General features: G+C 37.5%; 13 protein-coding genes. 8 read left to right on the top strand and 5 right to left on the bottom strand.

Translation table 11 applies throughout. The features are described 5' to 3' along the window. Window positions 1–118: 118 nt before the first annotated feature. Window positions 119–1,021, bottom strand: coding sequence for a hypothetical protein (locus CWD91_RS14575; protein ID WP_103441687.1), 903 nt, complete (start codon window positions 1,019–1,021; stop codon window positions 119–121). A 118-nt stretch (window positions 1,022–1,139) separates the two neighbouring features. Further along, complete coding sequence (locus tag CWD91_RS14570; RefSeq protein WP_192877678.1) at window positions 1,140–2,471, bottom strand: hypothetical protein; 1,332 nt, start codon at window positions 2,469–2,471, stop codon at window positions 1,140–1,142. Window positions 2,472–2,587: 116 nt separating this feature from the next. Here CWD91_RS14570 and CWD91_RS14565 point away from each other — a divergent pair, with 116 nt between their 5' ends. From CWD91_RS14565 to CWD91_RS14555, 3 genes are all read left to right on the top strand, one after another. After that, window positions 2,588–3,112: an RNA polymerase sigma factor gene (locus CWD91_RS14565; protein WP_103441686.1), complete on the top strand. Its 525-nt coding sequence runs from the start codon at window positions 2,588–2,590 to the stop codon at window positions 3,110–3,112. Between the two features lie 47 nt (window positions 3,113–3,159). After that, the gene (locus CWD91_RS14560; RefSeq protein ID WP_103441685.1) at window positions 3,160–4,071 is read left to right on the top strand and encodes a FecR family protein; all 912 of its coding nucleotides are present in this window, start codon (window positions 3,160–3,162) and stop codon (window positions 4,069–4,071) included. A 186-nt stretch (window positions 4,072–4,257) separates the two neighbouring features. Next, window positions 4,258–6,765, top strand: coding sequence for a TonB-dependent receptor (locus CWD91_RS14555; protein WP_157943802.1), 2,508 nt, complete (start codon window positions 4,258–4,260; stop codon window positions 6,763–6,765). A 275-nt stretch (window positions 6,766–7,040) separates the two neighbouring features. Here the strand turns inward: CWD91_RS14555 and CWD91_RS14550 are convergent, their stop codons facing one another. Next, on the bottom strand, window positions 7,041–8,165 hold the full coding sequence (locus CWD91_RS14550) for a LytTR family transcriptional regulator DNA-binding domain-containing protein (protein WP_157943800.1): 1,125 nt from the start codon (window positions 8,163–8,165) through the stop codon (window positions 7,041–7,043). A 132-nt stretch (window positions 8,166–8,297) separates the two neighbouring features. On the opposite strand from CWD91_RS14550, the gene CWD91_RS14545 reads away from it, so the two are divergent. The 5 genes from CWD91_RS14545 to CWD91_RS14525 all read left to right on the top strand — a co-directional run bounded on the left by CWD91_RS14545 (window position 8,298) and on the right by CWD91_RS14525 (window position 12,339). Then, a complete protein-coding gene (locus CWD91_RS14545; protein WP_103441682.1) occupies window positions 8,298–9,887 on the top strand; it encodes a hypothetical protein in 1,590 nt (529 codons plus the stop codon). 141 nt (window positions 9,888–10,028) lie between these two features. Next, a complete protein-coding gene (locus CWD91_RS14540) occupies window positions 10,029–10,382 on the top strand; it encodes a c-type cytochrome (protein ID WP_103441681.1) in 354 nt (117 codons plus the stop codon). 12 nt (window positions 10,383–10,394) lie between these two features. Beyond that, window positions 10,395–10,817, top strand: coding sequence for an OB-fold protein (locus CWD91_RS14535; RefSeq protein ID WP_103441680.1), 423 nt, complete (start codon window positions 10,395–10,397; stop codon window positions 10,815–10,817). Between the two features lie 43 nt (window positions 10,818–10,860). After that, a complete protein-coding gene (locus CWD91_RS14530; RefSeq protein ID WP_239985795.1) occupies window positions 10,861–11,364 on the top strand; it encodes a YceI family protein in 504 nt (167 codons plus the stop codon). A gap of 90 nt (window positions 11,365–11,454) precedes the next feature. Beyond that, window positions 11,455–12,339: a DUF5777 family beta-barrel protein gene (locus tag CWD91_RS14525; protein ID WP_103441678.1), complete on the top strand. Its 885-nt coding sequence runs from the start codon at window positions 11,455–11,457 to the stop codon at window positions 12,337–12,339. A 124-nt stretch (window positions 12,340–12,463) separates the two neighbouring features. Here CWD91_RS14525 and CWD91_RS14520 read toward each other — a convergent pair whose 3' ends face one another. Together CWD91_RS14520 and CWD91_RS14515 are read right to left on the bottom strand one after the other, a co-directional pair. Next, the gene (locus CWD91_RS14520; protein ID WP_103441677.1) at window positions 12,464–12,850 is read right to left on the bottom strand and encodes a hypothetical protein; all 387 of its coding nucleotides are present in this window, start codon (window positions 12,848–12,850) and stop codon (window positions 12,464–12,466) included. Window positions 12,851–13,278: 428 nt separating this feature from the next. Then, window positions 13,279–14,367, bottom strand: a complete 1,089-nt coding sequence (locus CWD91_RS14515) for a PepSY-associated TM helix domain-containing protein (RefSeq protein WP_103441676.1) — start codon at window positions 14,365–14,367, stop codon at window positions 13,279–13,281. Between the last annotated feature and the right edge of the window lie 60 nt (window positions 14,368–14,427).

Here is a 14,427-nt window from a genome sequence, read left to right as displayed (position 1 = left end):
TTCATCAAAAACCTTCCTTTTTTTAGCTGGAAACTTTTATAAAAGAAACTGGATGGTTTCAATACTGGCACTAAAAGGAAGGATTACCCTACTTATCTTGGTTTGCCACTAGGCAGGTCTAGTTCTTTTCTAAGGTCAACAGGTCAGTACCACCATTACCACCACTCACATGCTTGAGTTCTATTTTTGTTGATGAGTGCGAAATGATATCCCAATCTTCCGAAAGTTCGGCAAAGTCTGCGGGAGAGGCAAAGAAAATATTAAAATCGATTTCGCCGGAGGAAGAACCCCCTGAAAAATTTCCGATGGTACAATTGTTCTTAAAGCGTAGACGGTCATCACCACCGACACGTAGATCCACCTTAGATTCGCCATTCTCCAATTCAATTTCATGAAGGGTCCAAGTAGCCTCTAAATCACTCAAATCTGAAATCGTCAGTACAACCTGAATAGAATTACCGCTTCCTGATGCCGTCCACAAACCCGTGTAGGTATTTCCGTTAGAAGACACGCCAATACTTCCATCCGAAGAAAAATTAAAACTGTATCCACTCAAATTATCCTCCAAATCATTGTCATTCACCTCTAGTTTATCAACATACCAGTCGGAACATGCAGTTAACACATCTGTCAATTGCGAAACACTGCAATTGTTGCAGTCATCGTTCGAGTTGTCGTCGCTTGAACTATCGTCAGTCGAATTATCATTGTTTGAATCATCATTAGTGTTACTGTCGATGTTAATTGACCAAGTACCCGTTTCGGTATTGCTCCCGTTCTCCGCTACCAAGCTTCCATCTGAATTGAACGAAAATCCATAGCCTGTGAAATTACCAGTCTCATTTTTGCCTGAATCGATAAAGTTGGTTATGGTCCATGAACCTACAGTAACATTGTTGGTTATCGTTTCAATATCAGCCCGTAGCTGAGCAAAATTGTTGTTATCATCAGCATCTTTGGTACATCCAGTAAAAAGTACCGACACCAATAATAGTCCGTAAATAAATATGTTCTTTTTCATAATAATTATTTTAAAGGTTATTATTCTATTGTTTTTTAAGGATTAATTTATCTGTTCCACCGTTACCGCCGCTAATGTCGCGTAGCTCAACTTGGGTGTCAGCCACGGAAATCACATCCTAGGTATCGTCGAATTCATCCAATGGTGCCATGACTCCAAAATTCAAGACGAGTTCGCTATCTGAATTTTGTGGTGCCCACGTTCCATTCGTAGTAGTCCCATTATCAGCTTCCACAGTACCGTCACTGTTAAAGTTGAAGGTATAACCGTTGTAATTACTCGTTTGATCATCGGCGTCTTCGGTATAAGAGCCTACTACCCAAAGACCATCGTCCAAAATGGTTGCAAGCGTTCCAGTATTTCCGTTTCCGTTGCCCGCATTATCGGTACAATTGCTCTCGAAACGCAAACGGTCATCTCCCAATCGAAGGTCAACTTTGTTCTCGCCACCGTTTTGTTCTATTTCATGAAGGTTCCATATGGCATTAAAGTCACTTAGATTTGGAATATTAATGGTAAAGGCAATACTGCTGCCAGTTCCAGCACTTTCCCAAGTACCTGAAAAGGAATTACTATTGTCTGCTGCAGTCAATGTTCCATCTGCGGCGAAATTGAATTGATATGCCGCATAATTGTCTTCTAGGTCTTGATCGTTGCGTTCAAGCTTATCCACCGTCCAATCGCTGCAACCTGTTAATAGATCAGCAAGCTGGTTCGTAGTGCAATTGTCGCAGTCGTCATCGTTAAAGTCGTAATCATCATCCTCGTCACAGTTATCCTTTGCGTCATCTATGACTTGTTCCAAAGCAATTAGATTACCTATGCTAATCACCCTACCATCTGCTAGGATGACATTTATAGGAAAGGCCATGTTAACAACGTCATCAGGCCTCAGGTCATCAATAAAGTTATAGAGTTGCAAATCGCTAGTAATGGATAAATGGTCAAAAACCTCTGTGGTTTGATTGAAAATTGATGCAGTAATCGGATATTCAACATCCAAGCACTCGATATCATCATCTGGAACATTCTCTCCGTTACAATTGGATGAATAATTATCAAATGCCGTTTGGTCCACAATAGCAACTTCCGAAAAATCGCTCAAGATGATTGTAATGGGGAATTGGATTTCGAGCACATCGGTATCATCGTCTGATGTATCGAAAATGGCCTCTATGTTGGCAAAATCATTTTCGGAATCGACTTGTAAATCAGAACCATTGACATTTACCGTAACAGGTAATTGAACCGTAAAACAATTCGATCTGTCAACAATATTATCGCCCGAACCATCTTTCAAAGCTATACGTTCAAGTAAATCCGCAACCATGGAATTACCCAAGTTCGGTTGGTCTAGAGGTGGTTCATATAGAAATTCTTCTTGTCTACAACTGAGGTTCATCAAGACTAAAGAAAGTATGAAAGCTATTAATTTTAGGGACTCTTGCATGTTAAATGAATTATTCTATCAACGGGATTCGATACTAAAACAATTAACTCCTGGAAACTCCTGAATATTTTTCGAATTTTTTTTTAATACATTTATCTGCACTAAATTTCAAAATCTTGTCAAAAGAATTACATGAGGATATTTGCCAACAACAAATCTTTTCCGGCATTTATAACAAATATTCAAAAAATCTACACGACTACTTGTACTATAAATATGGCACACGTTTGAATCCTGCCGATAAGGCACAAGAAGCTTTTATAAAACTTTGGGAAAATTGCAAAAAGGTCACTTTGGGAAAAGCAAAATCTTATCTATACACGGTAGCCAATAATATGATGCTCAATGAGGTCAAACATCAGAAGATAGTCTTACAATATCAAAAAATACAACCGGCTCAATATAGTAATGAAACTCCTGAATTTCTCATGGAAAAAGAGGAGTATTTTCAAAAATATCAAAAGGCTCTTGAAAATCTTTCGCAGGAACAACGGGTGGCTTTTATGCTCAATAAGGCGGAAGGCAAGAAGCACGAAGAAATCGCCGAAATGTTAGGAGTTACCCGAAAGGTTGTTGAGTATCGCATTTATACGGCTTTTAGCATCCTAAAAAAGGAATTGGAAAACTTTAAGTTAAAATAATCAGGAAAAAAGAAACCTTAGTTGTTATAGAATAAGAAGCCCGAATTATGGATAAGGAATATTTGATACAAAAATGGTTGACTGACGAGCTTTCCGATCAGGAAATGGAGGCGTTCAAGCAATTGGAGGACTATTCGCAACTCACGGGGATTGTCGAAAACTCAAAATATTTCAAGGCCTCCGAGTTTTCTGTTATGGATGATTTCGAAACCTTCAGTACACGTCTTGAAAAAAATAGCGCACCTGTTAGAAAATTGAATTGGGTACGACCCTTTCTGCGAATTGCTAGTGTTTTTGTTGTAGGCCTGGCAATTTCCTATTTATTCCTCTTTAATAGGGATATTGAGGTGCAGACCCTTGCTGGTGAAAAAACCACCATAGAATTACCAGATGCTTCTACCGTGGTGGTAAACGCCTTTTCTGAACTAAGTTATTCCAAGAATGAATGGCATGAAAAAAGAGAAGTGAAGTTACGAGGTGAGGCATTTTTCAAAGTTGCCAAAGGTGCCAAGTTCGATGTGGTTACCACTGAAGGAGTCGTCAGCGTTGTAGGAACCCAGTTCAATGTAAAGCAACGTGGCAACTATTTCGAGGTCGAGTGCTTTGAGGGTATTGTAAAGGTTACATCGGCTAATTCGTCGGAGCAGCTCAGGACAGGGGACCGCTATCGATATTACCGAGATACACTTACCCTGGGCAAAACCATATATCAAAATCCGCAATGGACCAAGAATGTCAGTAGCTTCGAGCGGGTACCTTTAACAGAGGTCATTGCAGAACTAGAGCGACAATATGATGTGAAAGTTCAAATGGAAAATGTAGGTGAAGATCGTCTTTTCACGGGTGGGTTTGTACACAATAGCCTGGAAAATGCCTTAAAATCTATCAGCGAGCCATTGGATTTAGAGTTTCGTATTGAGACGGGCGCCTCGGTTACTATATATATATCGGACAAATAATTCAATCTTTTTATTCTCTAAGTCACGTGCTTCCGCCACATGTTCAGGGATGATTTTTCCTCTTAAACCCTATCATTATGCCATTCGTATTACTTTTTTTGACTGTATTAAAAAGTCCGCGTAAATTTAGGTTCATTCTGAATAAAACATAAACCAAAAAAATTACAACCAAAGGATATTGCTCTAGTGAAACGCATCCATTTACATATAATCATACTTTTCTTCTGTAATTTGGCCGTAATATCTGCACAAGATATACCTTTGGCCAAGCCACTCATTGAGGTTTTAAATGAATTACAAGCCCGTTTTGGCTATCAGTTCAATTATGCATCTGAAACCGTAGATAAAACATACACAGTTCCGCCCTCTAAAGAGCTGTCTTTTAATGAGTCTCTACATTATTTACATGAAAGAACAAGGCTTGTTTTCGCTGTTCTTGATGATAAAATCATTTCCGTCAAAAAGCCTGATCTACAACTTTGCGGGTATCTAAAGGACAAAAACACCCAAGAACCGCTTGCCAACACCACTGTCCAAGGAAGCAAAAATTCAACGATTACCGATGAAAACGGATACTTTGAACTAAAACCAAACACTAAAAATGATGTCATCAACATCCGACATATTGGTTATAAGACGATAGACCGAAGCTATCAATATTTTAAGGAATATACTTGCGGCACAATCTATTTAGTGCCTGATGAACAACAGTTGGCTGAAGTTGTCCTATCCGATTTTTTAATAAGGGGTATCGACAAGCTGAACGACGGTTCCTTTAAAATAGACTTTGATAGATTCAGTATTCTACCTGGGCTTATCGAGACCGATGTGCTACAATCCGTTCAGGCCTTTCCGGGAATTCAAAGCATCAATGAAACGGTATCAGACATCAATATTAGGGGCGGTACCAACGATCAGAACCTAATCCTTTGGGATGGGATAAAAATGTATCAATCGGGCCATTTTTTTGGGCTTATCTCCATGTATAATCCACAGATAACACAAAAGGTCAAATTACGAAAAAACGGAACACCTGTGAGTTATACCGATGGGGTTTCAGGCACCATTACTATGGAAACCGATACCGAAATCACTACAAAATTTCAAGGTAATGTGGCGCTCAACTTTATAGACGCCAATGCATTTGCCGATGTGCCTTTGGGCCAAAAATCTTCTATTCAGGTGGCCGCAAGAAAGGCCATAAGCAACTTTGTAGAATCGCCGACCTATACTGCTTATTTCGACCGAATTTCACAAGATACCGAGGTAGAATCAAATGCTGGCGAAGTGGTCAATTCCGATTTTGAATTTGATTTTTATGACCACTCATTACGCTGGTTGTATAAACCTTCAGAGAAAGATGAGATACAAGTGAACTTCATCAATGCCAATAATGAACTGGTCTTCAAGGAAAATGCCACCATAGGCAGCATTGAAGAATCAAGGAGGAGCAGTGTGGCCCAAAACAGCATCGCAGGTGGGTTGCGATACCATCGCTTATGGAGCGACCGCTTAAGCACCAGTTTACATATCTATGAAACGGATTATACTTTAAAAGCCATCAATGCCAATATTTTAGATGATCAACGATTTTTACAAAAAAATTCGGTTTCGGAAACAAGTGCGAAATTAGAAGGTTTGTACCAACTTTCCGAACAATGGCTGATAAAGGGAGGCTATCAGTATGTAGAAACAAAAGTGACAAACCTTGATGATATCGATGATCCTCGTTTTATAAGGTTGGAAGGTGAAGTACTTCGAACACATGCCGGGTTTTCACAACTGGGTTATATTTCGAATGACAGAATGACCACGTTCAATGCCGGAGTACGTTACAACTATCTAGACAAGTTTAATAAGCATTTAGTGGAGCCTCGCCTTAGTTTTAACCAACGTTTTTTGAATTCGTTCAACCTTGAGATACTGGGGGAGTTCAAACATCAGAACATTTCACAGATCATTAATTTTCAAAATGATTTTCTGGGCATCGAAAAGCGTAGGTGGCGATTGTCGAATGATATCGATATTCCTGTTATTACAAGCAAGCAACTATCCGCTGGATTGAGTTATGGCGACAACGGATGGCTCATAAATTTGGTAGGATATTTTAAAAATGTGAATGGCATAACAACAGCAAGTCAAGGCTTTCAGAATCAATATGAGTTTGAGGCGGCCAAAGGAAGCTATGATGCCACTGGTATGGATGTATTGATCAGGAAGCAATTCAAAAACGTCAATACCTGGCTAAGCTATTCCTATCTTTCAAGCGATTATACGTTCGAGACATTATCGGATACCAGCTTTCCGAATAATTTGGAAGTCGTAAATAGTATCACTTTAGGATCTACTTACTCCTCTTCACATTTTCTATTTTCCGCAGGTTTGAATTTGCGCACTGGCAAACCCATAACCAGACCTGTTCCAAGTGATGAAATTATAGGTGGCGTTATCAACTACGGACCTGTAAATGAAGAAAGACTTGAGGATTACATGCGTGTTGATGTATCAGCCCTTTATCGATTTATATTGAAAGGCACTAACAAGGTTAACTTCGGAGTGTCCATTTTGAACCTATTGGATAATGAAAATACCATCAATACTTTTTATAGGATAAAGGCACTCGGAACCACGGAAGAAGTTGAACAGAATTCATTGGGTATTACTCCAAATGTGTTTATGAGGGTTTACTTTTGAATTAGAACAAAGGTATAGTTTCACTCATTGGTACAATAATCATATACCTTTTCAAATTAACTGAATAACGTCTTTTACGACTAAAAGTGCGTGTGTCCAAGAAGTAAAAAAACAATTCTTGCAATAATTTCCAAATAAAGAATTAAAGTTGTAGAAATCTCTATTTGCAATTATAATTAAGGATTTTCTTGGAATTAAAAAGACCTAAATAAATATTCTAAAAAAGGAAATAGGAAAAATTAATACGAAAATAACAATACTCGCTACAAATTAAATCAGTAGTTAAGCCATTTTTTAAATTCAGAAACCTTATTCTTACTTATAACAATAGTCTTGCTGGATGCAGGGTTTAATTTTATCTTAAGCTGATTGTTGCCATATCTAAAGATTTCATAAATTCCCTTTACCGAAATTATAAATTGCCTATTGGCCCTAAAAAAATACAAAGGATCCAAACTGCCCATCAATTCATCTAAACTAGAATTGCTTGAATGTTTTTGACCATCCAAGCAGGTTATTGTGGTTAATGAATTCTCAGTATTAATGAAAGCAATTTCATCAACTCTTACCGAAATGAGTTTGTCTTTAGAGTAGGTTAGCAAACGGTTCTTTATTTTGCCATTATCCTCGCCATCAATATTTTTATCGTCTTTTACGTCTGTTTTGTTCAGTTGATTTTTTAGATGATACAGATCTGAATTCAATTTTGAAAGACTTAATACCTCTTCTGCCAATTTTTCATTTTTCAATTCCAATGCCTTTTCATAATAACTTCCTAAAAAGCGAACCATAAGCAAAGCTAACAAGGACATTACAGAACTAGAAAGTAAATAAATCAGTAAAAAATTTAGCCTAAGACCTTCTAGTTGTTCCTCAATTTTATCCAGATTAGCATGTGCCGCCAATATCCAATCAGAATTTTTTACTGGAAACAGATAAATAATTTCAGAATTAAAATTTCCAATTGAAGTGTCCCACTTTTGATTATTTTGTTTTTTATTGCTAATAAGATCGTAAAATTCACCTGGATTTATTTCACTGTCCAAAGCTCTAGTATAAGATACATCTGGATTATTTTTTTTACCTATTTTTTGTGGATCTGGATGACAAATTTCTACGCCTGACCAGTCCAACATACATACAAAACCGGTTTCCAGATTGGTTCCTTCAATAATTCTTTGGAAATTATTTATCACAGTTTGCCGCTCAATCCCATTATCCAATTGTGATGAAATCAGTCCTGCCAATTCCTTTGCTTCGCGTTTACTGGATTCAATCTGAACAGCAAGAATTTGGCTGGCACTTTCCCTAAGCATATAGGCCATAGCAAAATAACCTATTATGAACACTATAAGTGAAATGGCAAGTAACGTAAATAAATGAAGATTGTCTTTTTTCAAAAGTAGGGCGAACTTTTAGAGTTAATTTTTCCGTTTCAAACTCAATTTTTCCCCCTTCACACAGTTTTATTTGAAATTGTAGGGGCAGTAAGGTTAATTTAGATCTAAATTAATCTTAACACATCACAAATTATGAAAAAAATGCATTTCTTATGGTTCATCATTAGCTTAATGTATATTGGATGCAGTAATAATGATGATGGAGACACTGATCCAAATGAGCCGGAACCAATTGTAAATACTGTAAAATTGGCCAATAACGCTTCATTTGGTAAAATATTGACGGATTCCAATGGTGCTACCCTTTACTTTTTTTCCAGGGACACCAAAGAAACCTCGGAATGTTCTGGTGGCTGCTTGGGAGTTTGGCCAGTTTTCTATTCAGAAAAAATAACGGTAGATGCTGGTTTGAATTTGTCGGATTTTGCAACCATTACTCGTGTTGACGGGGCAAAGCAAACAACTTATAAAGGATGGCCTCTTTACTTTTATTCAGGAGATGGTAATGTGGGCGAGACTAAAGGAGACGCATTTAACAATGTATGGTTCGTTGCCAAACCAGATTATTCCCTCATGTACGTACAGTCACAACTGGTTGGGCATGATGGGAAAAATTATCTGGATGATTATACAGAAGGTGATGGGAATACCTTTTACCTTACCGATATTAAAGGAAGAACATTATATATCTTTATAAACGATTCCAAGGACACCAATAGTTTCACAAATCCCGATTTTTCTAATGATGCAGTCTGGCCCGTCGCGGAAATTTCGATGGAGAATGTTCCCAGTATTTTGGAAAAGTCCGATTTCGGTTCGATCGACGTATTTGGAAAAACTCAGATTACCTATAAAGGATGGCCATTGTACTACTTTGGTCAGGATACTGGACGTGGGGACAATAAGGGAATAAGTTTTCCATCCCCTGGCATTTGGCCAATTGCCAATGTTGATACTCCAATGGCCCCGGAACCACAACCTGTTGAAAATACTGTAAAAATAGCCGAAAATGCCTCCTTTGGTAAAATATTGACCGATTCCAATGGTGCAACACTTTATTTCTTTTCAAGGGATACACAGGACACTTCAGTTTGTCTGGGGGGATGTTTGGATGTGTGGCCTATCTTTTATGTGGAGGGTCTTACACTGGATACCGGATTGGATGAGATGGATTTTGCTACCATTGATCGCACGGACGGTTCAAAACAAACTACTTACAAAGGATGGCCGTTATATTATTACTCCAGTGATGCTGAAGCTGGTGACACCAATGGGGATGCCTTCAATAATGTCTGGTATGTTGCAAAGCCGGACTATTCCTTAATGTACGGCCGTGCTCAATTAATCGGGCATGACGGGAAGAATTATTTGGATGACTATTCGGAAGGGGACGGACTTACCTCGTACATAACCGATACCAACGGCAATACCCTATACATTTTTATCAATGATACCAAGGATACCAATAGTTTTACAAATCCCGATTTTTCCAACGATTCGGTCTGGCCCATAGCGGAAATAGATTTGGCCAGTATCCCAAGTATTTTGGAAGCGTCTGACTTTGGTTCGATTGACGTATATGGAAGAACACAGATCACTTACAAAGGATGGCCTTTGTATTACTTTGGGCAGGACAGTGAACGTGGTGATAATAAAGGTGTAAGTTTTCCTTCTGCGGGGGTATGGCCTATCGCTAACGTAAATACAGCCCTTGCACCATAATGTAAGCCAATTTTTTTCTTAGGGGTGGTTATACCATTTGAAATAACCCATGATAAGTTTGGATGATTCGTAGAAAGCAGATTCGTGAATTACACTTGCCTAAATGTAGACAGGTCTATCAAAAAAACTTAAATTAAACAGATGAAAAAAATATTATTAGTAAGCTTTGTTATCTTCTCGGCAGGTATTTTAGCATCTTGCGAATACAATTATGAGGAAGAAACCGTGGATGGTGGCATCAATAATTGTGATATCGAAGTTTCATACAATGATTTTATAAGGCCGTTGATCGATAATAATTGCATGCCTTGTCATAATGGTGATGGAAATGAGCCCTTTGCCCCCGATTTAAGAACATACAATGGTGTAAAGGGAATTGCTGAACTTGTCAAAGAAGTAACTTTGAGTAGACGAATGCCAAAAACCGGAAGTCTTACCAATGAGCAGATAACTGCCATAGGTTGCTGGGTAGATCAAGGCGCATTGAATAATTAAAGTTTGGAAGGAATGTCAGGTAAAAGATTTAACATCATCCTTAGCTTGTTCTTATTGGTCATTATTGGTTTGGTTTTTTCTATTATTTATTATAATAAGCCCCATGCCAATATTGAAAAATCGAAGCCCGATTACAGTTTAACGGCTCAACAACTTATTGAGGAATATAAAGAGCAAGGTATAGAGGCAGAAAAAAAATATTCAGAGCGTATTATTGAGGTTCAAGGGCAAATACACAAAATATCAACAATTAAGGGCAATAGTGTAATAACGCTAAAATCATCTGATTCGGACTCAAGTGTAATGTGTCATTTTTTGCCAGAGGAAAATACAAATGTTTTAAAACTAAAAAATGGCCAAGTGGTAAAGGTGAAAGGCAAGTGTACAGGATATTTGCTGGATGTTATTATGGTTAGATGTATCTTAGTTGAGTAAAAATATGAAGGAAATTTATATAATAATTATCAATTTATTAGTTTTGAATTGCGTATCCGCCCAAGGAAAATTTCTTACAAAGGATGGTTATGTTTCATTTTTTTCTCATTCCGTAGTGGAAGATATAAAAGCGGATAATAATCAGGTCTTAAGTATTGTGGATAGTGATACAGGTGAGATTGCCATTCAGCTCCTCATGAGGTCATTTATGTTCAAAAAAGCATTGATGCAGGAACACTTTAATGAAAATTACGTGGAGTCCTATAAGTATCCTAAAGCAACTTTTACGGGGAAAATTATGAAATTCAATGAGTTGGACGAATTAAAGGGGGAAACGGAAATCGTTGGAACACTTAATGTCCATGGCCGTGATAAGGAAATTAGTACAAAGGTCAATGTCGAAATTATTAAAGATGAGATTATACTTAAGGGTGATTTTTCTGTGGAAGTTGCAGACTTTGACATAAAAATTCCAGCTATAGTGGAAAACAACATCGCTAAAACCATTAAAGTTAATTTTGAACTTCGCCATAAACCATATAAGTAATGTAAATAGAGTCAATCTTAAAATTGATATCAAACTAGATGTTTATTAGCGAATAATATGTCGCCAATAACAATACATAAATTTGAAGAGATGAAAAAAGCTTTATCATGTATAGTATTTATACTTTGTGCCTTTAATGGCGTTGCCCAGGATTTGGGAGATATTCTAGACCGAGAGGCATCGGATACAACCCTTTTGGTTGCTAGTACTTTTAATGGTACTAGGTTATTGAATGGTCATTCTGTGGAAACCAGAAAAGAAGGTGTGCTTGAATTTTTGATTTCACATCGATTTGGTCGTGTTAACTCAGGGTTCGACCAATTATTTGGATTGGATGACTCCAATATAAGGTTTGGTCTTGAATATGCAATTAACGACAGACTTACTGCGGCATTTGGCAGGAGTTCTTTTGAAAAAACATTCGATGTCTATGGGAAATACAGATTATTACAGCAAAAAACCGGACAAAACCCATTTCCTTTTGGAATCACAGTTTTTGGAAGTGCTACACAAAAAACCATAAAAGATTATGAGCCGGATGACAAGCCTTCTTTCAGTGATCGGTTGACTTATACAGGACAGCTTTTGATTGCTCGTAAATTCGGCCCCAGCCTTTCGGTTCAATTGGCCCCAACATTTATCCATTTTAATACCGTTCCAGAATCTGTAGACCCAAATGATATTATTTCAATAGGCCTTGGTACGCGTGTTAAAATTAGTAAACGGGTCTCTCTCAATGGTGAATACTTTTACAATTTAAATTCATTCGAGTCTGTAAATGTTAAAAATTCGCTTGCATTTGGAGTAGATATTGAAACCGGGGGCCATATTTTCCAGCTTATACTAACCAATTCTGTTTCCATGATAGAAAAGGGTTTTGTAGCGGAGACTGGAGGTGATTTTTTTAAGGGTGATATTCATTTCGGATTTAATATATCTCGGGCATTTCAGATAAAAAAGACGGATAGGCCATAATTGCGATATAAATTGTCTAGTTTTCCAAATCGGCAACAATTTTGCTAAACATTTATCAATAACAATAGCCCTTAGTTGTCACAAGGGCTAATGTTTGCATAAAATAAGCCTATTCATATTTGTCTCACGCACATGATACTGTAACTGAATGCGTGTGTCCGTCTCCTGAGGTAGAATCAACAGATATTGAACTGTTACTTTTTAATGAATTAAAATTTGCCGCAGTCAGGGTTACTTCATGATTATGACCTGAACTTCCCTGAATAGAATAAATTTTCTGTGCGCCAGCCTGTATATCGGCTGTTGATACAGTTAAACTGTGTCCGTGATTAGTGGCAATAGTACTTTTGGTTCCGTTAGCCAAACAGTTACCTTGTGGGTCTGGGTCTGGGTTTGGATCGGGATTCGTATCCGAATCATTGTCCGAACTAGAACAGCCGATCAGCGAATAAGCGGGTAAAGCAATAAGCATGGCCCCCATTGTTTTTTGAATAAAAGCTTTTCTGTCCATCTTTTCAAATTTCTATATAAGATACAAAAAATTAGCCAATTGAAAGGTTGTTATTGACTGAAATTAGGCTACTTAGGGACATGGATTTGTTATAGTTAATATATTATTTAAATAATATGATCTTGACCTCCAAAATCCTTTAGATTAGCTTAATTGGATATATAAGCTAATCTAAAGGTATTCTATGGACTATCCATAACTTTACTGCGCAAGGATCCTATAGGATTTCTTTAGCGTTCAGATAGATAAGCGTTATGAAGAAAACCCAACGGGCGCAACTAAATGGATAATAGGTGTAACTAATTCAAATTAAATCAATGAGTTATCTGATAATATTGATCTAGTCATTTTATCGTTTTGTAATTATTGATTAGGTTGTGAGTACAAAATGTCTTCGGGTTTTAAAGGACTAAATAATTAATAATAATTTAATCACGAGGTGTCTTCAATCGCCTTTTTGTTTTTAAGAGATATAACTTGAGACCAGTTATAAACAGAGTTATTGGAATTAGACCAGAAATAAAAACCAGGATCCTACCCCATAAACCCGCAATTTCACCTATATGAACAGGATAGAATTGGGCAACGATCCGATTACTATTGGAATCTGTTTGAAAATCCGTCAGGCTAGTAATAGTTCCTTTTGGATCAATTTTCAATTCCTTGGTTTTTCTTGGCCCTTCCATTAGGAACCTATCCTGAATATATCTAAAATGATATTCGTCCTGGATATTTTTGGGAAGGATGACAGCACGAAGGTCGTATTCCTTGTCCGGATTACGCAAGTAATCTTGATAGGGTTTGGCGCTACTAATGGTCTGCTCTTCTAGGTCCAACTTGGTTTTTTTGGAATCATCGAATATGCTAAGTACCGTTTTGTAGTAAGTACTATATGTAAAATAGGCACCGGTAAAAGCTATGACCATAAGAGGGATAAAAAAGCTCGCTCCCAAAACCTTATGAAGGTCATAATTCAATTTCTTTTTCTTAGCTTTCCATTTTATTTTGAATCCCTTTGTAAAATTAGTACTATAGGTTTTCCACCACAAATAGGCACCAGAACTTAACAATAATAGAAAAAATAATATGGTACTGCCTCCAGTAATATATTTTCCAATTTTCGGAATCCCTAAGGTGCGGTGAAAGTTCAATAAATTTTCAAAAAATTCAATGGAACTTGATTTTTTACCCAAAATAAAGCCAGAAATGGGATGATAATATTGGGTCTCACCATTCTTGTAGACAAGGGAAATAGTCTGTTGCTCCCGATAGGGCAGGTTTATTTTGGCTAGACTATCCCCGTGTTGTTCCATTAGATTGTAGACCGTTGTGTACAGTCTAGTATCGGGTAAAGGGTTATTTTGCCCGATTGTCAATAGCTCGGGATTGAGTAAAGTTGTTATTTCGGGCTGCCAAATATATAGCGAACCGGTCAACCCGGAGATCGACGCGATCAGGCCACATGTTAGACCCAGCCAAAGATGTAAATTCCTGATAAGCCTGTTAAAAATAATCAAAGAAGTTATTGTTTAAAATAGGCCCCATGTTTGAGAATAGTCAAACACGGGGTCCATGGT

The sequence above is a fragment of the Arenibacter hampyeongensis genome, from assembly GCF_002909255.1.
GTDB classification, from domain to species: Bacteria; Bacteroidota; Bacteroidia; order Flavobacteriales; family Flavobacteriaceae; genus Arenibacter; species Arenibacter hampyeongensis.
This window is presented reverse-complemented; position numbering and strand designations above follow the sequence as displayed.

Excerpts from the sequence above, each read along its gene's own strand:
- CWD91_RS14525 (WP_103441678.1), top strand. The coding sequence starts at position 11,455 with ATGAAAAAAGCTTTATCATGTATAGTATTTATACTTTGTGCCTTTAAT.
- CWD91_RS14545 (WP_103441682.1), top strand. The coding sequence starts at position 8,298 with ATGAAAAAAATGCATTTCTTATGGTTCATCATTAGCTTAATGTATATT.
- CWD91_RS14575 (WP_103441687.1), bottom strand. The coding sequence starts at position 1,021 with ATGAAAAAGAACATATTTATTTACGGACTATTATTGGTGTCGGTACTT.
- CWD91_RS14520 (WP_103441677.1), bottom strand. The coding sequence starts at position 12,850 with ATGGACAGAAAAGCTTTTATTCAAAAAACAATGGGGGCCATGCTTATT.
- CWD91_RS14540 (WP_103441681.1), top strand. The coding sequence starts at position 10,029 with ATGAAAAAAATATTATTAGTAAGCTTTGTTATCTTCTCGGCAGGTATT.
- CWD91_RS14570 (WP_192877678.1), bottom strand. The coding sequence starts at position 2,471 with ATGCAAGAGTCCCTAAAATTAATAGCTTTCATACTTTCTTTAGTCTTG.
- CWD91_RS14560 (WP_103441685.1), top strand. The coding sequence starts at position 3,160 with ATGGATAAGGAATATTTGATACAAAAATGGTTGACTGACGAGCTTTCC.
- CWD91_RS14535 (WP_103441680.1), top strand. The coding sequence starts at position 10,395 with ATGTCAGGTAAAAGATTTAACATCATCCTTAGCTTGTTCTTATTGGTC.